General features: G+C 68.1%; 17 protein-coding genes. 15 read left to right on the top strand and 2 right to left on the bottom strand.

The genetic code is table 11. The features are described 5' to 3' along the window. The first annotated feature begins 53 nt into the window (after positions 1-53). From secD to ON37_RS15105, 5 genes are all read left to right on the top strand, one after another. Positions 54-1,865, top strand: a complete 1,812-nt coding sequence (gene secD, locus ON37_RS15130) for a protein translocase subunit SecD (protein ID WP_040720174.1) — start codon at positions 54-56, stop codon at positions 1,863-1,865. Next, positions 1,862-3,058 (top strand): protein translocase subunit SecF, encoded by a 1,197-nt coding sequence (secF, locus tag ON37_RS15125; protein ID WP_040720172.1) that lies wholly within the window; start codon positions 1,862-1,864, stop codon positions 3,056-3,058. The genes secD and secF overlap by 4 nt, the downstream gene beginning before the upstream one ends. Further along, the gene (locus ON37_RS15120; protein WP_040720171.1) at positions 3,058-4,794 is read left to right on the top strand and encodes an ABC transporter substrate-binding protein; all 1,737 of its coding nucleotides are present in this window, start codon (positions 3,058-3,060) and stop codon (positions 4,792-4,794) included. The genes secF and ON37_RS15120 overlap by 1 nt, the downstream gene beginning before the upstream one ends. 50 nt (positions 4,795-4,844) lie before the next feature. Next, positions 4,845-5,402 carry an adenine phosphoribosyltransferase gene (locus tag ON37_RS15115; protein WP_040720198.1) on the top strand — a complete coding sequence of 186 codons (558 nt, stop codon included), beginning with the start codon at positions 4,845-4,847 and terminating at the stop codon, positions 5,400-5,402. Positions 5,403-5,583: 181 nt separating this feature from the next. After that, positions 5,584-5,997 carry a hypothetical protein gene (locus tag ON37_RS15105; RefSeq protein WP_040720167.1) on the top strand — a complete coding sequence of 138 codons (414 nt, stop codon included), beginning with the start codon at positions 5,584-5,586 and terminating at the stop codon, positions 5,995-5,997. A gap of 7 nt (positions 5,998-6,004) precedes the next feature. Here ON37_RS15105 and ON37_RS15100 read toward each other — a convergent pair whose 3' ends face one another. Then, positions 6,005-6,310 (bottom strand): hypothetical protein, encoded by a 306-nt coding sequence (locus ON37_RS15100; protein WP_051031616.1) that lies wholly within the window; start codon positions 6,308-6,310, stop codon positions 6,005-6,007. 157 nt (positions 6,311-6,467) lie between these two features. Between ON37_RS15100 and ON37_RS15095 the strand changes: the two genes are divergently transcribed. From ON37_RS15095 to ON37_RS15085, 3 genes are all read left to right on the top strand, one after another. After that, positions 6,468-6,917 (top strand): nitroreductase/quinone reductase family protein, encoded by a 450-nt coding sequence (locus tag ON37_RS15095; protein ID WP_040720165.1) that lies wholly within the window; start codon positions 6,468-6,470, stop codon positions 6,915-6,917. A gap of 190 nt (positions 6,918-7,107) precedes the next feature. Further along, complete coding sequence (locus ON37_RS15090; RefSeq protein ID WP_040720164.1) at positions 7,108-8,712, top strand: ABC-F family ATP-binding cassette domain-containing protein; 1,605 nt, start codon at positions 7,108-7,110, stop codon at positions 8,710-8,712. Positions 8,713-8,832: 120 nt separating this feature from the next. Next, positions 8,833-11,283, top strand: a complete 2,451-nt coding sequence (locus tag ON37_RS15085) for a RelA/SpoT family protein (protein WP_040720163.1) — start codon at positions 8,833-8,835, stop codon at positions 11,281-11,283. Here ON37_RS15085 and ON37_RS15080 read toward each other — a convergent pair. After that, a complete protein-coding gene (locus tag ON37_RS15080) occupies positions 11,259-12,143 on the bottom strand; it encodes a DMT family transporter (protein ID WP_040720161.1) in 885 nt (294 codons plus the stop codon). The genes ON37_RS15085 and ON37_RS15080 overlap by 25 nt on opposite strands. A 913-nt stretch (positions 12,144-13,056) precedes the next feature. On the opposite strand from ON37_RS15080, the gene ON37_RS33675 reads away from it, so the two are divergent. From ON37_RS33675 to ON37_RS15045, 7 genes are all read left to right on the top strand, one after another. Beyond that, positions 13,057-14,208 (top strand): DUF8176 domain-containing protein, encoded by a 1,152-nt coding sequence (locus ON37_RS33675; protein WP_051031615.1) that lies wholly within the window; start codon positions 13,057-13,059, stop codon positions 14,206-14,208. Between the two features lie 16 nt (positions 14,209-14,224). Continuing rightward, on the top strand, positions 14,225-15,097 hold the full coding sequence (locus tag ON37_RS15070; RefSeq protein ID WP_040720159.1) for a MinD/ParA family ATP-binding protein: 873 nt from the start codon (positions 14,225-14,227) through the stop codon (positions 15,095-15,097). Further along, positions 15,094-15,741 carry a hypothetical protein gene (locus ON37_RS15065; RefSeq protein WP_040720157.1) on the top strand — a complete coding sequence of 216 codons (648 nt, stop codon included), beginning with the start codon at positions 15,094-15,096 and terminating at the stop codon, positions 15,739-15,741. The genes ON37_RS15070 and ON37_RS15065 overlap by 4 nt, the downstream gene beginning before the upstream one ends. A 79-nt stretch (positions 15,742-15,820) precedes the next feature. Beyond that, positions 15,821-16,117, top strand: a complete 297-nt coding sequence (locus ON37_RS15060; protein ID WP_030513931.1) for a hypothetical protein — start codon at positions 15,821-15,823, stop codon at positions 16,115-16,117. After that, entirely contained in the window at positions 16,114-16,377 is a 264-nt protein-coding gene (locus tag ON37_RS15055) for a hypothetical protein (RefSeq protein WP_306306480.1), read from the top strand. Before ON37_RS15060 ends, ON37_RS15055 begins: the two co-directional genes overlap by 4 nt. An 84-nt stretch (positions 16,378-16,461) precedes the next feature. Beyond that, entirely contained in the window at positions 16,462-17,295 is an 834-nt protein-coding gene (locus ON37_RS15050) for a DUF8175 domain-containg protein (RefSeq protein ID WP_040720155.1), read from the top strand. Positions 17,296-17,375: 80 nt separating this feature from the next. Then, the coding region (locus ON37_RS15045) for a hypothetical protein (protein WP_040720192.1) at positions 17,376-18,580 on the top strand (1,205 nt) is incomplete at its 3' end.

Below are 18,580 nucleotides of genomic sequence, written 5' to 3'. Positions count from 1 at the left end.
GAGGCGCCGCACCGTGCCCGGCCGCAATCCTCACCGCCTAGGAGATAAGTACTGTGCCACCTTCCAAGGGAACGGGGCATCCGCTGCGGCTGCTCGGCGTCTATGCCGTGCTGCTCGCGGTGATCTACGCGTTGGTGTTCTTCACCGGTGACAAATCGCCGGAGCCGAAGCTGGGAATCGACCTGCAGGGCGGTACCCGGGTCACGCTGACCGCGCGTACCCCCGACGGCTCCAAGCCCAGTAAGGACAGCCTGCAGCAGGCCCAGCAGATCATCGAATCGCGAGTCAACGGGCTCGGCGTGGCGGGCTCGGAGGTGGTGATCGACGGGGACAACCTGGTGATCACGGTGCCCGGTGAGGACGGCCAGCAGGCCAAGGCGCTGGCCACCACAGCCAAGCTCTACATCCGGCCGGTGCTCAACTCCGGTCAGGCCCGGCCCGGCGGCGGCATCGAACAGCAGCCCGGCGGCGAAACTCCGCCCGGACAGCCGGCCCCGGGCGCCGAACAGCCCGGACAGAACCCGCCCGCGCTCCAGCCCGCCCCCGGTTCGACCGAACCGGCCCCCGGCGCCTCGGGCACGAGCCCGGCCGAACCCGGCACCGGCGCTTCGACACCGAACGACGCGGCCGGCGGCGCCCATGCCGGTACATCGGGCGAGACCGCGCAGAATCGCGTGTTCCCGGTACCGGCCCAAGCGCCGAGCACTCCGGCTCCGACGCCGGCGCCCGGACAGCCCGGCTCCGTGCAGACACCGCAGCAGCGCACCCAGCAGGAGATCGCGCAGGCGAAGGCGCAGCGGCAGAGCACCGATCCCCAGGTGCTGCAACAGGCCATGCAGACGCTGGACTGCGGCAAGCCCGATCCGCTGGCCGGTAACGACGATCCCAATCTGCCCCTGGTGACCTGCTCCACCGACGGCACCGAGGTGTACCTGCTGGACAAGAGCCGCATCGACGGCCAGGACATCAAGGACGCCAGTTCCTCGTTGAACCAGCAGTCGCAGTGGGCGGTCGACCTGACCTTCAAGAACGCCGACGCCTGGGCCAAGCTCACTCAGGACTACCTGCAGAAGCAGGTCGCGTTCACCTTGGACTCGAAGGTGCTCAGCGCACCGGTGGTGCAGCAGGGTCCGCAGCTCGGCGGAACCACCCAGATCACCGGCCGTTTCAACGCCTCCTCGGCGAAGGAACTGGCGAACTCGCTGAAGTACGGTTCGCTGCCGCTGTCGTTCGCCACGTCCGAGGCCGAGACGGTCTCGGCGACGCTCGGCCTGGCCTCGTTGCGGGCGGGTCTGATCGCCGGCGCGATCGGCCTGATCGCGGTGTTGCTGTACTGCCTGCTGTACTACCGCATGCTCGGCTTCCTGGCGGGTTTCTCGCTGGTGGCCGCCGGTATCGCGGTGTACGGCATCATCGTGCTGCTCGGCCGGTGGATCAATTTCACCCTGGACCTGGCCGGTATCGCCGGTCTGATTATCGGTATCGGTATGACCGCCGACTCGTTCGTGGTGTTCTTCGAACGCATCAAGGACGAGATGCGCGAGGGCCGCAGTTTCCGTTCCGCGGTGCCGCGCGGCTGGGCCCGTGCGCAGCGGACCAACCTGTCCGGTAAGACCGTCAGTCTGATCGCCTCGGTGGTGCTCTACATCCTCGCCGCGGGTCAGGTGAAGGGCTTCGCCTTCACCCTCGGCCTCACCACCGTCCTGGACGTGATCGTGCTGTACCTGGTCACCTCGCCGCTGATGATGCTGGCGTCGCGCTCGCCGTTCTGGGCCAAGCCGTCGGTGAACGGCCTGGGCGCGGTCGCGCAGATCGCGCGGGAACGCAAGGCGGCGGGCACGCTGGTAGGGACGGGGACACGATGAGCGACAATCGCAGTCAGGTGTTGGAGGAACCAGTGGTGGACGAGAGCGTCGCGACCGCGGAGGCGCCGCGGCACGGATTCTTCGAACGCCTCTACACCGGCACCGGCGGATTCCGGATCGTCGGCCGCCGCAAGCTGTACTACGGCATCGCCGCGGTCCTGGTTCTGGTCGCCATTCTCAGCATCGCCGTGCGCGGGTTCACCCTCGGCATCGATTTCGCGGGTGGTACCCGCATCCAGATCCCGGCGACGGGGGAGATGTCGACGACCAAGGTCGAGCAGACCTACGCGCAGGCTCTGGGCCACGACCCGGTGACGGTGCAGAAGGTCGGATCCGGTTCGGCGGCCTCCTACGAGATCCGCTCCGACACCCTGGACGCGGCACAGCAGGACAAGGTCGCCGACGCCCTGTTCGACGCGTTCCATCCGAAGGATTCCAGCGGCACGGTCAGTCGCAATGCGATCAGCGTCGCCGAGATCAGTGAGACCTGGGGCGGGCAGATCACCCGCAAGGCGATCATCGCACTGGTGGTCTTCGTTCTGCTGACCATGGTTTACATCGCGATCCGGTTCGAACGCGATATGTCGATCGCCGCGATCGCCTCGCTGTTCTTCAATCTGATCGTCACCGCCGGTATCTACTCGATCGTCGGCTTCGAGGTCACGCCGGCGGCGGTGATCGGTCTGCTGACCATCCTCGGATACGTCCTCTACGACAACGTCGTGGTGTTCGACAAGGTGGAGGAGAACACCCGCGGCGTCCTGCACCTGACCCGGCGGACCTACGGTGAGCAGGCCAATCTGGCGGCCAACCAGACCCTGATGCGCTCGATCAACACCACGGTGATCGGCATTCTGCCGATCATCGGCATGCTCGTCGTCGCGGTGTGGCTGCTCGGCGTCGGCACCCTGAAGGATCTGGCCCTGGTGCAGCTGGTCGGCATGATCGTCGGCGCCTACTCCTCGATCTTCTTCGCGGTGCCGTTGCTGGTATCGATCAAGGAACGTTTCGGTCCGGTCGCCGCGCACACCCGGAAGGTGCTCGCCAAGCGCGCCGGCGGTGACATCCGCGGCGAGACGCCGGGGCGCCGGCCGGTGGGCGCGCAGGTGAGCGGCCGGCCGCGCGAAAACGCCTCCGCCGCACCGAGACCCGGCGCCCGACCCACCGGGAAGCGGCACAAGAGACGGCACTGATGAGGCGAAGGGGGTCCGGTCACGTGCGGCGGACGCTACGACGGACGCTCGGGGTGGTCGCGACCGGTGCACTGATCACCGGCGTGATCGCGGGGTGTTCGAGCAAGAACCAGGTGCCGTCCATCGGCTATGCCGTCGACGCGGTGCCGGTCACCTACAACGGTGGTAGCTCGGCCGGGGTCGCGGGTGGTTCGGCGGCCCTGTTCTCCCGCGTGCTGACCGGGTTCTTCTACACCGGTCCGGAGGGGCAGCCGGTCGCAGACACCGATTACGGCACCGCGAACGAGGTCGCCGGTGAGGCGCAGACCATTCGCTACCGGCTCAGCCGCGACGGCGTGTACTCCGACGGCGTGCCGACCTCGTGCGATGACCTGGTTCTCGAATGGGCCGCGCGCAGCGGCCGGTTCACGAAACCGGGTCCCGGCGGCCCGGTGCCGCTGTTCGATTCCGCCTCGACCACCGGATACTCCGATATCGAACGGGTGGAATGCCAGCCCGGATCCAAGGACGCGACCGTCGTCTTCCGGCCCGATCATCATTTCCTGGCCTGGAAGACGCTGTTCAACGCGGGTGATCTGATGCCGGCGCACATCGCCGCCAAGGCCGCGGGGGTGCCGAACGTGGTCGCCGCCGTACAGTCCGGCGATCAGGCCGCCCTGGATCGCCTGGCCCAGTTCTGGAATACCGGCTGGAATCTGAAGGCCGGCGACGTCAACGTCGATCTGCTGCCCTCCTCGGGCCCGTACCGCGTCGAGTCCTACAGCGATTCCGACGGCCTGGTGCTGGTGAAGAACGACAAGTGGTGGGGCAACAAGCCCGCCACGCCGCGCATCGTGGTGTGGCCGAAGACCGCCGATCTGAAGAAGAAGGTCTCGGACAACTCGGTCGAGGTGGTCGATATCGCCACCGGGTCGGTCAAGGATCTGAGCCTGGGCGGCTTCTCGGTGAACCAGCTGCCCGGGCGCGGGGCCGAGCAGCTGGTGTTGTCCGCCGCCGGTGTTTTCGGGTCCGCCGATGCGCGCCGGGCCTTCGCGCTCTGCGTGCCGCGACAGGCGTTGTTCGACACGCTGGGGCATCCGGGCTTCGACAACAAGTCCGGACTCGGTTCCGGGCCGCTGAATTCGCGGACCGTCCAAGCCGATTCGCTGTATTACCCGGTGATCGGCGGGCCGGCGGACAAGTATCGGACCGGTGACCCGCAAGCCGCGCAACGGGCCCTGGCCGCCGCCGGCGTGGCGAATCCCACGATTCGCATCGGCTACCGCACCCCCGATGACCGGCGGGCGCGCACGGTCGAGATGATCGCCGCGAGCTGTAAGGCCGCCGGGGTGAGCGTCGTCGACGCCGGAGCCGCGGATTTCGAACCCGCGCAGTTGAGCACCGGGAAAGTCGACGCGGTGCTGGGTGGCACCGCCGCGGCCGTCGGCCCTTCCGGATCGCTGCCGGGCATCGAGGCTACTGCCGCGCTGCGTACCGGGCAGGGCGTGAATTTCGGGCACTTCGGTAACGGGCGCTACGATGCGATCTCGGATCAGCTTGCGGCAGACGACAATTCGGCCACGGTGTTGAGTCTCGACACCGAGGCGGAGAATCTGCTGTGGAACGAGATGCCGTCGATCCCGTTGTTCAACACCCCTCGGACGGTCGCGTTCGGGAAGGGGTTGGAGAACGGGGTGGCGAGCCCCACCAAGGCCGGTGTGGGCTGGAATATGGACCGCTGGGTGTTGCGGCGGTGAGCGTCCTCGGGCGCGAGATGAGGGAGCGGGTGTAGATGAGTAAGCACACGATGGTGGAACCGGCCGAGTCCGCCGGCGAGAAGGCGGCGCGGACCGCCGAGGTTGCGCGCCGGCTCACCCGCTGGCACGACGACTTCCCGACTCCCGGTGTGCGGTTCGCCGATCTGACCCCCGTTTTCGCGGACGCCGAGGGCTTCCACGCCGTGATCGAATGCCTGGCCTCGTGCGCCCCGGACGCCGATCTCGTCGCCGGAGTCGATGCCCGGGGATTTCTGCTGGGCGCCGGGGTGGCCGCGCTGCTCGGCACCGGCGTGGTCGCGGTGCGCAAGGGCGGCAAGCTGCCGCCGCCGGTGCTCTCCCGCGAATACACCCTGGAATACGGCTCGGCCGCCTTGGAGATTCCGGCAGACGGTATCGATCTGAGCGGACGAAAGGTCCTGCTGCTCGACGACGTCCTCGCCACCGGGGGGACGCTGGCGGCGGCCGCCGAGTTGTTCCGCAGCGCCGGCGCCCAGGTGGTCGCGGCCGCGGTGGTCCTCGAAATCGAGGCGCTGGGTGGGCGAGCCCGTCAGGGCGACTACCCGCTGACCTCGATCGTTCAGGTGTAGGTGCGTGTCGGTTGTGGGCCCCCGGACGGCATCGTTATGCTGACGCGCGGCAGGTGGCCCACCGAGGAGACCGACGGACGAACCGCATGAATCACAGCATCGATCGCGGCGATACCGGAGTACGTCACGCCGACAGCGGTCGGCACCCGGGCCGGGGCGGGTCCGCGGGGGAGCAGCACCGATGAGCCGTATCCGGCGTACTCGGATCTCGGCGGTACTGACGGGCGCGGTGGGCGTCGCCTTCGTCGTCGGTGCGGCGACCGCCGCGGCCACTCCCTCGGCCGCCCTGCGCGGCGGCGCCACCATCACGGCCCACGTCACCGGTGAGAAGCCGGGGGTGCAGTGCCGGATCACCGCGTCGGGGGTCGAGATGCCCTGGCGCACAGTGGGTTCCGACGGATCGGTCGATCTCGATACCGGTCCGGTACCTTCGGGTCGGCATGCCGCCCGAGTGGTCTGTACCGACCCACGGGTGGGTGCCTCCGACCGGCACGCGGTGGGCAAGGAAGAGGACGTGTTCACCGGGCACTGGGCCCCGGCGTTCGAATTCCTGCACCATCACCGGATGGAATTCCTCACCCCCCACGAGCACTGATCCGCGTTCACAGGCGTGCCAGCAGGCGCGCCACGATACCGGTCACCACGAGCCAGAACACTGCGGCCAGACCGTAGTTGATGATGATGTCCCAATCCCGCGACCCGGTGGCGAACAGGCCGGGGAAGAACAGCGCCAAGGGCTCGGCCATCGACTTGATGAACGTGAAGAACTTGTTGGTCTGGTTGGCGTCGAAGACCAGCAACAGGATGTACACAATTTCGATCAGGGCCAGAACGCCACCCACCGTGCTGACGAGGGCCGCCAGCCCGCCGGTGCGGCGATATGTCCCATAAGTTCTGAATCTGTCCATGCGGTCCGAATACCCCCGTGACGGCGTCGAACGCAGCGGATTTGTTCAGAGCCCTTGAATGCGGAAAGTGTGAGCACTGCTCTTGACACAGGGGCGGGCGATGGCGCAGAATAGTCCTACATAGAGAGAGCAACGCTCTCATAAGTGAGGAGCAGTCATGAATGCCAGCGCCACCCGGTACATCGCCCCCACCGGCCTCGATCCGATCATGAATCGCATCTTCAATGCGCTGCCCAAACTGGGCATCAGCGTGCTCGGCTCGCGACTGCTGGCGGTGCGCGGCCGGACCTCGGGGGAGTGGCGCACCACCATGGTGAACGTCCTGACCGACTCGGACGGGGTGCGTTATCTGGTCGCGCCACGGGGGCGGACCCAGTGGGTGCGCAATATCCGGATCGCCGGTGGCGGAGAACTGCGGCTGGGTCGCACGGCGGAGCCGTTCACGGTCACCGAAGTGGCCGACGCCGACAAGGTTCCGGTGCTGCGGCTGTACCTGCGGAAGTGGGGCTGGGAGGTCGGCAAGTTCTTCGACGGTGTCACCGCCGATGCCTCCGACGCCGAGCTCGTAGCCATCGCCCCCGGCTTCCCGGTCTTCCGGATCGACTGAGCCGCAGCGCTTTCCGGTGGTGTGGGCGTCGTCACCACGACGTTGATCTTGCGCCGGCCGGATTGCCCGAATATAGTAGCCGGGTTCTTGTTTCCGTCGATCGGAGTCGTGCCGTTGCTCTTCTGAGGTAGCACTCGCGTGGCCCGCACTTCTGCGCGCCATTTCCGCTGAAGCCCTCAGGAGCGTGCACATGTCATCTTCGACTGTTTCGTTGTCGGATCTCACCTTCGCCTGGCCCGACGGCACTCCCGTTTTCGACGGCCTCGATGCCGTGCTCGGCCCCGGTCACATCGGCGTGGTCGGCAGTAACGGCGCCGGCAAGACGACCCTGTTGCGGCTGATCACCGGCGAATTGCGGCCCGCCCGCGGTTCCGTGACGGTTGCCGGCCGCCTCGGCTATCTGCGCCAGGACCTCGGGACGGCCGCGGGACAGCGGGTGGACGCGGTACTCGGCATCCAGGCGGTGCGGGCGGCGCTGCACCGCATCGAATCCGGCACCGGGACCGACGCCGATTTCGACCTGGTCGGGACGCGATGGGATGTCGAGGAGTCGGCGATCGCGCTGCTCGGCCGCCTCGGCCTGCAGTATCTGGCCGACGATGTGGCGCACCTGGATCGGCGCCTGGAAACCCTGTCCGGCGGGGAAACCGTCCTGCTCGGCCTGGTCGCCGAACTGCTGCGCGAACCCGACGTGCTGGTGCTCGACGAGCCCACCAACAATCTGGATTCCGTTGCCCGCCAACGACTCTACGACGTCGTCGACGGCTTCGGCGGGACGGTGCTGACGGTGAGCCACGACCGCGAGCTGTTGCGGCGGGTGACCACGATCGCGGAGCTGCGGCGCGGTGAAATCCGGTCGTTCGGCGGGAATTTCGACGACTACACCCGGATCGTGGCGGCCGAGCAGGAGGCCGCGCGGGCGGCGATCCGGGAGGCCCGCAGCGATGTGCGCAAGCAGTCGCGTGAGCTGGTGGAGGCCAGAATCAAACTGGACCGCCGCCTGCGTTACGGCCGGAAGATGTGGGACACCAAACGGGAACCGAAGATCGTGATGGCCGAGCGGAAACGTCAGGCCCAGGTCTCGGCCGGCAAGTTGCGCAACAGCCACATCGGCAAGGTGGCGGAGGCGGAATCCGCGCTGGAGCAGGCGCAGGAGTTGCTGCGCGACGACCGGGAGATCCGGGTCGACCTGCCCGGGACCCGGGTCCATCCCGGTCAGGACGTGGTCGAGCTGGAGCAGGTGCGGCTGGCCAACGGGCCCGTGGTGACCCTGCGGGTCGCCGGGCCCGAACGGATCGCCCTCACCGGCCGCAACGGCGCCGGCAAGACCACATTGCTGCGCCGGCTCGTCGCGGAACCACCGAAGGTGCCGTGGCGGCTGCTGCCCCAGCGACTCGACATCTTCGACGAGCGGCGCTCGGTCTTCGAGAACGTCTCCGCGGCGGCACCGCGGGCCGGGGCCGAGCAGATCCGGGCGCAATTGGCGCGATTCCTGTTCCGCGGCGCCGCCGCCGATGCCGCGGCGGGTACCCTCTCGGGCGGCGAGCGCCTGCGGGCGGCGCTGGCGATGCTGCTGGTGGCCGAACCGGCGCCCAAGCTCCTGCTGCTCGACGAACCCACCAACAACCTGGATCTGCCCAGTCTGCGGCATCTCACCGAGGCCCTGACCGGCTTCGAGGGCGCGCTGATCGTGGTCAGCCACGACCGGAGTTTCCTCGACGAGATCGGCATCACCCGCCGGCTCGAGCTGACCCCGGACGGGTTGACGGATGAATCGGTGACCGGCGCCGGTTGAACGAAGGGGGTGCGTCCGTCGGGACCGGTGCCCCCACGAGAAAACTCCTACTAAAGTGGGTGTTCTGGCGGTGGAGACGGTCGGCTAGGGTGTGGCGATCGGGGCGTGAGAGGTGGTGGCATGACTCAGCATCTGGAGAAGGCGAATGCCGGGAATTCGGCGGCCGGTGATGCCGCGCCGGCTGCCGCTCCGGCGACCCCACCCGCTCCCGCCGCGCCGCGGCCGGCCGCGCCGAAGTCCGGTGCGGCGGGACAGCCCGGGGCGCCGTCACCGCGGAATATGCCGATGAAACAGCCGGGCTCCCCGGCGGCGGTGCCGACTTCGGCGTCGCGGCGGGTGCGGGCGCGCCTGGCCCGGCGGATGACCGGTCAGCGCGGGATCGCCGCGGTGAAGCCGGTGCTGGAACCGCTGGCGACGGTGCATCGGGAGCTGTATCCGAAGGCCAATCTGCAGCTGCTGCAGCGCGCCTTCGACGTGGCCGACGAGAAGCATGCCCATCAGTTCCGCAAGTCGGGCGACCCGTACATCACGCATCCGCTGGCGGTCGCGAATATTCTGGCCGAGCTCGGTATGGACACCACGACCCTGGTGGCGGCGCTGCTGCACGACACCGTCGAGGACACCGGCTATTCGCTCGACGAGCTGACCGCCGACTTCGGTCCCGAGGTGGCGCATCTGGTCGACGGCGTGACCAAACTGGACAAGGTGAATCTGGGCGCCGCGGCCGAGGCGGAGACGATCCGCAAGATGATCATCGCGATGGCCCGCGATCCCCGGGTGCTGGTGATCAAGGTCGCCGACCGGCTGCACAACATGCGCACCATGCGGTTCCTGCCGCCGGAGAAGCAGGCGAAGAAGGCGCGCGAGACACTGGAAGTCATTGCGCCACTGGCCCATCGGCTGGGCATGGCGACGGTCAAATGGGAGCTCGAGGATCTGGCGTTCGCGATCCTGCACCCGAAGAAGTACGACGAGATCGTGCGGCTGGTCGCCGACCGGGCGCCCTCGCGCGACACCTATCTGGCGCGCGTGCGGGCCGAGATCGTGAACACCCTGGCCGCCAGCCGGATCAACGCGATCGTCGAGGGCCGGCCGAAACATTACTGGTCGATTTATCAGAAGATGATCGTCAAGGGTAAGGACTTCGACGACATCCACGACCTGGTCGGGATCCGGATCCTGTGCGACGAGGTGCGCGACTGCTACGCGGCGGTCGGTGTGGTGCATTCGCTGTGGCAGCCGATGGCGGGCCGGTTCAAGGACTACATCGCCCAGCCGCGCTACGGCGTCTACCAGTCGCTGCACACCACCGTGGTGGGCCCGGACGGCAAACCGCTGGAGGTGCAGATCCGCACCCAGGACATGCATCGTACGGCGGAGTTCGGTATCGCCGCGCACTGGCGGTACAAGGAGACCAAGGGCAAACATTCCGGTGACGCGGCCGAGGTCGACGATATGGCCTGGATGCGCCAGCTGCTGGATTGGCAGCGGGAGGCCGCGGACCCGGCCGAGTTCCTGGAGTCGCTGCGCTTCGACCTGAAATCGCCGGAGATCTTCGTTTTCACGCCGAAGGGCGATGTGATCACGCTGCCGCAGGAGTCGACGCCGGTCGATTTCGCGTATGCCGTGCATACCGAGGTCGGCCACCGCTGCATCGGTGCCCGGGTGAACGGGCGGCTGGTCGCGCTGGAACGGCAGCTGGAGAACGGTGAGGTCGTCGAGATCTTCACCTCGAAGGCGCAGAACGCCGGGCCGAGCCGCGACTGGCAGAATTTCGTGGTTTCGCCGCGGGCGAAGGCCAAGATCCGGCAGTGGTTCGCCAAGGAACGTCGCGAGGAGGCGCTGGAGGCCGGAAAGGAGCAGATCTCCAAGGAGGTCCGCCGCTCCGGTCTGCCGCTGCAGCGGTTGATGAGCGTCGATGCGATGTCGGCGCTGGCCCACGAACTGCACTACGCCGACATCTCCGCGTTGTATGCGGCGGTCGGGGAGAACCAGGTATCGGCCCACCATGTGGTGCAGCGCCTGATGGCGCAGCTCGGCGGCGTGGGCGATGTGGAAAACGAACTGGCCGAACGCAGTACGCCGTCCACGCTGCCGGCCCGGCAACGCACCATCGGCGATGCCGGAGTGGAAATCCCCGGTGCCCCGGGCACGGTCGCGAAGCTGGCGAAATGCTGTACCCCGGTCCCCGGCGACGAGATCATGGGTTTCGTCACGCGCGGCGGTGCGGTCAGTGTGCACCGCACCGATTGCACGAACGCGGATTCGCTACGCGCACAACAGGAACGGATCATCGAGGTCAAATGGGCGCCGTCGCCCTCCTCGGTGTTCCTGGTGGCCATTCAGATCGAGGCACTCGACCGGACCCGCCTGCTGTCGGATGTGACGAAGGTGCTGGCGGACGAGAAGGTCAACATCCTGTCGGCGTCGGTGATGACCTCCGGCGACCGGGTCGCGATCAGCAAATTCACCTTCGAGATGGGAGATCCCAAACATCTGGGGCATCTGCTGAACGTGGTCCGCAACGTCGAGGGCGTCTACGACGTCTACCGGGTGACCTCGGCGGCCTGATCCGGCGGGGCGGGCGGCAGTTCGGCCTGTGCCCGGGACAGTCGCACCGCGGCCACACACATCACCACCACCGAGACGAGAACCACGGCGGTGCCGACCGGCCCGGTGCGCAATCGCTCGTCGAGCACCGTGAGGCCGAGGAAGGCCGCGCCGAGCGGTTCGGTGACGGTGAAGGCGGGTAGCGAGGCCGACAGCGCCCCGACCTGGTAGCCCCGCTGTTGCAGGTACAGCCCGATGATGCCCGCGGCCACCAGGGTGTAGGGCTGCCAGCTGGTGAGCACGGCGGCAGGCCCGTCACCGAACAGTTCGATCACATGCTGAGTGAGTGCGGCGGCGACGCCGAAGAGCAGGCCCGCCGCCGATCCCAGCAGGAGCGCCCGCAGGCCGGTGACGCGGACGACGACGGCGACGATCACGGCGGCGGCGACCACGCCGAGCACCAGAATCAGCGGCCACATCCAGCGATCCCACGGGGCGTCGGAAATGCCCTCGGTGGGGTCGCCGACGATGAGGAAGCAGGCCAGCGCCGCCGACAGTGCGACCGCGTGCGCCCACATCACCGCCGTCACCGGGCGGCGGCTGTAGTGGGCGGCCAGTGGCAGCGCGAAGACCAGTGCGGTCACCAGAATCGGCTGCACGATCAGCACCGATCCCAGCGCCAGGGCGATGACCTGGAAGACGAAGCCGCCGGCATCGCCGATGATGCCGGCCCACCAGCGCGGGTTGCGGATCAGCTGGGCGATCAGCGCGTCGCCGGCCGGCACGTCGGCAGCGGCGCGCTGCTGCGCGACCGCGGAGACGGCGAACAACATCGCGCCGACGAAGGCGCATACGACCGCGGCGACGGGGAAGCTGCTCACTCGATCAGTGTGCCGTCCGCGATGCCGGCGCGACGCATCGGGATGCGTGTGCCGCGGAGGTGCGTTCCCGTGACGCCCGCACCTCCGGGGCCGGGAGCACAAGACCGGCGAATTCCGCTATCCGCCCATAACGACGGAACTACTCCCGGCTGACGGTATCCGATCGGGCTCATGGCAATTGTCCGGCAATATTTTTCGCGCAGCCGCCGCGATCGACTGCGAGTTGTGTTCCGCGCGAGCGGCATCCCGGATTCGCCACACGGTTGCCGGGGATGTGTCCGCCGGTCGATTCCGGGCGGTCGGTCCGCGGCGAGCGAATCCTTCGTGCAGGTAGGAAGGTTGGCGCGGCCGATATCCGGATCCCTTCGTGGCCCGTCGGTAGACCTGCGCGGCACGCCGGATTCTGTTACGGTTTATTGCGTTTCGGGGCGCGCGCGATGTCGGCGACAACTCGAATCCACATGACGATCGCCGGACGGGTCGCAGCGGCACTCGACCCTCAGAACTGTTGCAGACAGCGGGTTAAGGGGGTCAGATCATGCTGACCGTGCTGACGTGCTCGGCAGCGACCGTACCGGTCGCGTCGGGTCTCCGCCGCGGATCACGCGTATCCGCCGTCCGCCGCACCGGCCTTCCGCTCCTCTCGGAACGCCGCGTCATGCCATCTGACCTGCGGGGCAGCGGTATCGCCGGAATCTCGGCGACCTCACCCGGCGCGTCGAGTTCGCCGAATTCGTCGGGTACGGGACAATTTCCGTTCGGGAAGGGCCTCGGTGACGCCGCACCCGGTGGTGTGCCGTGGGCGACGTCCCGCGCTGGTACCGCTGCCAACAACTACCCGTTCTCCACGAACTGATCGCCGAGAGGGTCCGACGATGCTGCACGACGTGCCCGGCTCCGCGGGGATGAGGGAATGTTGAAGCCGTACAAACAAGCCCAACGATGGTTCCCGGCGCTGGAACCCGAACACGCCGTGCCCGCCGCCGATCCCGGCGAATCCGACGCCGTCGACGACGAGGCCGACCCTGGAGCGGCGCGCTATCCGCACTACATCCGCGACATCGAACCCGAACCGTTCGACATTCCGTTCGCCGATGAACCGGCCTCGCGGCGCAGCGAATTCGTGGGCGGCTGGACGGACTGGGTGGGCAACCACGCACCCGGCCCCGACGACGACTATCCGGCGGCCACCGGCGAGGTCGTCCGGCTGCCGTGGGATACGGACACCGAGGACGGTCGCTCTCGGAGTCGGCGGCGCTCTCGGTCGGCGCGCGCCGACGACGATGCGGAGGGATCCGGAGAACCCGAGAACACGGTGGCGCGCGGGATCGACGCCCCGGACGGCGACCCGGACGACATCGACGACACCGAGTGGATCGTGCCGTCCCGGCGCGGCGCCGGCCCGGCCGAGGGCATCGATGCGCAGCGGATCATCCGGCGGGCGCCCGGTGCGGCGTCGCCCGCCCTGCGGGATTATGTGCGCCCGAGTCCGCTCCGTGTCGCCCTCGTGCTCGCGATTGCTGTGCTATTGCTGGCTGTGGCCGGCGGATTCGCGCTGTACGTGTTGCGCTCGGGCGATCACACCGAACGGTCGTCGGCCCCGCTGCCCATGCGTCCCGTCGCGAGTGACGATTCGCCGATACTGCGGCTCACCTCGTCCGGTGATGCCGGTTCCGGCCTGCCGGCCCGGATCGCGGCCCACTGCCCCACGGAGCGCAGCGCCCGGGTCGTCCGGGGCGCCGAAGTCGGCGGTACCGATTCCGGGCCCGATGCGATCATGTGGTTCCAGCACGCCTTCTACGTCGAGCGCTCGGCCGAGCGGGCCCGTGAGGTGGTCGCCCCCGATGCCGCCGTCTCGCCGGCGCCGGTCATCCAGCGCGGCATCGCCTCGGTTCCGGTGGGCACCGAATATTGCGTGCGGGTGGTCACGTTGAGCGACAACAGGTATTCGGTGGAGGTGACCGAACGGCGGCCGGGCGCGGCCCCCGCCACGTACGACAAGCAGTTGGTGACCACCGCGGTGGTCGGCGGCCGCACCCTGATCACGGGCATCACGGCCGGGTAAGAGGAGAGCTGAGACGATGGGACAGGACTGGAGCCGATGGCTCGACGAGACGCCCGATTCGGACGTCGCGTCGAGCTCGCGACCGCGTGGACGGGCGCCGGTGGTCCGGTTACGCAAGGGACGGCGCGACGACGGTGCGGGCGGCACGTTGCCGCGGCCGATTCTCGTCGTCGGTGGTTGCGGTGGGGCCGGAACCACCACCACGGCACTGGGTCTCGCGGGCGAGCTGGGTGCCGAAACGGCGACGGTGGCCGTGGACGCCACGGCCGCCGGTAGCGATCTGGCCCTGCGCGGCGCCGACGAGCATCTGAGTCCGATCAGCCTGCAACAGTGGCTCTACGGCCGCGGTGACGACGAACCCGCGCCGTTGAAGGAGTGTCTGTCGCAGGCCAGCTCCGGAATCGGCCTGCTGTGGCGCGACGCCTCGCCGCTGCGTCGCCGGGCCACCTACCTGACGGTGGCGCGGGCGGTGGCCGAGGCCGGATACACACCCGTCTACGACGGCGGCAGTCCGATCGCGGCCCGGCAGCTGCGCCCGCTGCTCGAGGACGCGGAAGTCGCTCTGGTGCTGTCGATTCCGGCTCGCGCCGACGCGGCCAACCGGTTGCGGGTCACTCTGGAGTGGCTCGACGACGAATTCGACGGCCACACCGAGGGGCAGGGCGGCGGTATCGTGGGCGATACCACGATCGTGGTCTCACATCAATTGCCCGGCAACGACTCTCGGGTGGCCGACCATCTGCGCGAACATCTGACGGGCTGGGTGCGCGACATCCGCGAGATCCCCTACGACACTCATCTCGCCCGTGGAGAACTGGTGCGCCACAACGCACTCGACGCCGAAACGCGGAGGGCCTACCGGCGGCTGCTGAGTGGGATGGCATCATGACCGCGGCCATGAAGGAACCTCGCTCATCCGAAAACCCGCCTGCGGCAGGCGTTGTCGCCCCGGCGGAGTCTCGCCGCGCGCCCATCTGGGACCGCCCGGTTCCGGGCGCCGGACGGGCGCCGCTGGTGTGGTTGCTGGGCGTGCACGGTGGCGCCGGAGCCAGTACCCTCGCGCATGTGCTTGCGCCTGCGGCGGATTCGCACCGGCGTTGGCCCGGTGTGTTCGAACGGGAATCACCCTTCGTGGTGCTGGTCGCTCGCGAGACCATCGCGGGTCTCGCCCGCGCCCACGATCTGTTGCGCCAGCACCGTGCCGGGTTGGCCGGCCCGAGCGAGGTGCTGGGGCTGATCACCGTCGCCGCCCGCCCCGGCCGGATACCGGCCGAGATCCGGCGCTACCGCGATGTGGTCGGCGCCCTGGCCGGGCAGGTGTGGCAGATGCCCTGGATCGAGGAATGGACGCTGGTCGAACCCGATCAGCTGCCGGTGTGGTCGCCGAGCGATCCGCCGCCACAGCAGCGCAAGCGCAAACTCGATCCGCTGCAAGAGGTTCCGCACGAGGTGGACGCGCTGGGGATGAGCATCGTCGACCTGGTGCGGGAAACGGTCAGCGCCGGTTCGCAGCCGAAGGACGAGCTGCCATGACCACGCTGACGGTTGTATCCGACGGTGTACCTCCGGTACCCGGCTTTGTATTCCGATCACCTATTGAGAAGGACGCTCGATGAGTACCATCCTGGCCGCTGTACACGAGACGTACGGCGTTGTTCTCGCTCAGGTCGGGAATCCGACACCCGAGACACCGCCGGCCGCCGACAAGTTGATGAAGCTGGTCCGCTACTTCACCTGGTTCGTGCTGCTGTCGGGCATCCTGGGCATCACCTACGCCGGCGGTCGCTTCGCCTGGGAGAAGTGGACCGGTGGTGGTCTGGAATCGCCGAAGATGGTGGCCGGCGCCATGATCGGCGGCATCGTCGCCACCAGTGCCGGCACGATCATGAACGCAGTCATCGGATCGTGAGGGGCGCCGCGATCGTGCTGGCCTACAAGCAGATGCCCGCGGACGTGATCGCCCCGATCATGCAGCTGATCAACTGGTTACTGTGGTGCGTGCTGCTGCTGTGCCTGGCCTGGATGATCATCTCCGCGGGCCGGCTGTGGTCGGCGATGCGCGACGACATGGCCGTCAACGACGCCTCGCACGGCATCGTGATGAGCCTGATCGGCGCGATCGTCGCCAGTTCGGCGAGTGCGATCGCATTGACCTTCCTGCCCGCGTGAGCCGGTGACAGTTCTTCAGATACGGGCCGACCCCACCACGGCGACAACAACTTTCGACGACGACTCGAGACAGGAGGTGACGGAATGAGCGGCAAGGACACCTACGACGAGCGCGGCGGTATCTCGTTCGGCGTGATCGCCTCCGCCGCCGTCATCGCCTTGATCGTGATCGTCGGAGTCTTCGTCTACGTCGGCCGCGACAGCTCGTCCTCCGACGCCCGGCAGGCCGATACCGCACCGTCCCCGGCGGCCGGTTCGGGCGCGACCGGCTTCGCCGCGCCCGATACGGATCTGTTCGGCCGGCGGGTCGACATTCCGAACAATCCCGCGGGACAACCGCTGCCACAGAATCCGGCGCAGGAACACAGTCCTTCCGATCCGGACTGGCTGACCGCCGCGCCGGCCGGTACCACCGAACCGCGGGGCTGGCAGCGTGTGTACGGCGCCTCGGTGCCGTTCTCCACCAGCGACGGTCCCGCTCGGATCGACGAAAACGGTTTGGCCGTAGGGTATTCCCACACACCGCAGGGGGCGGCATTGGCGGCGGCGCAGATCACCTACCGGCTCAACGCGCGTCCCGGTGACCGCGACCTGTACGTCCGCCAGGTGCGGGTCACGGCCCAGCAGATCGCGGCGTACGACAAGGCGCGCGAGGACGGCAAACTGCCCGAGCAGCAGCCGGACCGGATCACCAAGTACCTGGTCGCGCCGGATGCGTTCCAGATCGAGAACTACGCCGACGATATGGCGATCGTCCGGCTGGCCGCCCGCGGTCCGGTCAACGACGGCAAACCGGTGTGGGCCGCGATCCGGCTGATCATGGTCTGGGACAACGGGGATTGGCGGCTCAAACCGACCGATACCAGAGCCACGCAGAGCCAATACGTCGACACCCTGCAGGGGTGGACCCGATGGTGAACACCGCAATGGCGAGAAAGGCACGAGAGTCAGCCGATGGTCCGGATCGATTCCCTGCGACGCATCGAGGAGTGGATCTCATGGTGAGGCGCATCGTCACGATCCTCGCGGTCGTGTTCACCGTCATGATCGCGACCCCGACGGTGGCCTACGGGCAGACCTACGGATTCGACCAGACCTGCAACGAGATTCACGACGATCTCGACGGTCTGGGCCTGCCCGGGGTATCGCTCGGCGATGCCGCCTCCGCGGCGTGCAAGGCCGGTAACGCCGCCACCCATCCCGGTGACGCCGCGACCGCGGTGAAGGACAAGGCCTGGGATTCCACCTTCGGCAAGGTGGTGGACTCGTTGATGAACGGTCTGGGCGAGGCGCTGATCCTGGCGCTCACCTTCTGGATGAAGGTGCCCAACGATCGCATCAGCGACGGGGGCGCGTTGTTCCAGAAGATCAACGACTACACCTATCAGGCGCAGATCCTGCTGCTGATCGTGTCGGTGATCCTGTCCGGGGCCAGACTCGCGGAGGCCAGACGCGGCGCCGCCCTGAGTGAGGCGGCCGAATCCTTCCGCATGTTCGCCCGCGTGGTGTTCAGTTCCTGGATGCTCGGTGCGGTGATCGTGGCCGGTACTCAGGCCTCGGATCGCTTCTCGCAGTGGGTGATCGAGGACGCCACCAACGGCAACGCCCGCAGCCTCGCCGAGTTGATGGTGAAAACCTCCAAACTGCAGGCGTTTTCGCCGGGTCTGGTGCTGATCATCGCGATCGTGGGGCTGCTCGGCGCGCTGGCGCAGATCGTGCTCGCCATCGTCCGGCAGGGATTGCTGGTGGTGGCGGCGGGTGTGCTGCCGCTCGCGGCGGCGGCCTCGGGCACCAGCACCGGCCGCCAGGCCTACCCGAAGCTGATCGGGTGGATCATCGCGTTCATGCTGTGGAAGCCGGTGGCGGCGATCGTCTACATGATCGCCTTCGTCACCGCCGGTGACACCAATCAGACCACGCCCACCTCGGGTCTGCCGGATGCCGATCAGGCGCAGCGGATGCTGGTCGCGATCGTGCTGCTGTGCAGTGTGGCCTTCGTCCTGCCCGCGCTGATGCGGCTGGTCACCCCGGCGGTGGCGATCGTCGGCAGTGGCGGCTCCGGTCTGGCCGCCACCGGTGGTGTGCTGCTCGGGGCGGCCGCGCTCGGAGCGGTCGGAACCAAGGCGGTCGGCGTGCGTGGCCAGGCCGCGGCCGGCGCACCTGGATATGTGGGACGTGGTGGCGGCCAGCGGCCGCCGGGCGG

The sequence above is a fragment of the Nocardia veterana NBRC 100344 genome, assembly GCF_000308855.1.
Taxonomy (GTDB): domain Bacteria; phylum Actinomycetota; class Actinomycetes; order Mycobacteriales; family Mycobacteriaceae; genus Nocardia; species Nocardia veterana.
Note: the sequence above shows the minus strand (reverse complement) of the source record. Positions and strands in the feature narration are given on the sequence as shown.

What these genes read in the sequence shown, in the direction of transcription:
- ON37_RS15060 (WP_030513931.1), top strand. Translation starts at nt 15,821, where the DNA reads ATGAGTACCATCCTGGCCGCTGTACACGAGACGTACGGCGTTGTTCTC.
- ON37_RS15105 (WP_040720167.1), top strand. Translation starts at nt 5,584, where the DNA reads ATGAGCCGTATCCGGCGTACTCGGATCTCGGCGGTACTGACGGGCGCG.
- ON37_RS15065 (WP_040720157.1), top strand. Translation starts at nt 15,094, where the DNA reads ATGACCGCGGCCATGAAGGAACCTCGCTCATCCGAAAACCCGCCTGCG.
- secF (WP_040720172.1), top strand. Translation starts at nt 1,862, where the DNA reads ATGAGCGACAATCGCAGTCAGGTGTTGGAGGAACCAGTGGTGGACGAG.
- ON37_RS15095 (WP_040720165.1), top strand. Translation starts at nt 6,468, where the DNA reads ATGAATGCCAGCGCCACCCGGTACATCGCCCCCACCGGCCTCGATCCG.
- ON37_RS15085 (WP_040720163.1), top strand. Translation starts at nt 8,833, where the DNA reads ATGACTCAGCATCTGGAGAAGGCGAATGCCGGGAATTCGGCGGCCGGT.
- ON37_RS33675 (WP_051031615.1), top strand. Translation starts at nt 13,057, where the DNA reads ATGTTGAAGCCGTACAAACAAGCCCAACGATGGTTCCCGGCGCTGGAA.
- ON37_RS15115 (WP_040720198.1), top strand. Translation starts at nt 4,845, where the DNA reads ATGGTGGAACCGGCCGAGTCCGCCGGCGAGAAGGCGGCGCGGACCGCC.
- ON37_RS15100 (WP_051031616.1), bottom strand. Translation starts at nt 6,310, where the DNA reads ATGGACAGATTCAGAACTTATGGGACATATCGCCGCACCGGCGGGCTG.
- ON37_RS15120 (WP_040720171.1), top strand. Translation starts at nt 3,058, where the DNA reads ATGAGGCGAAGGGGGTCCGGTCACGTGCGGCGGACGCTACGACGGACG.
- ON37_RS15050 (WP_040720155.1), top strand. Translation starts at nt 16,462, where the DNA reads ATGAGCGGCAAGGACACCTACGACGAGCGCGGCGGTATCTCGTTCGGC.
- ON37_RS15070 (WP_040720159.1), top strand. Translation starts at nt 14,225, where the DNA reads ATGGGACAGGACTGGAGCCGATGGCTCGACGAGACGCCCGATTCGGAC.
- ON37_RS15090 (WP_040720164.1), top strand. Translation starts at nt 7,108, where the DNA reads ATGTCATCTTCGACTGTTTCGTTGTCGGATCTCACCTTCGCCTGGCCC.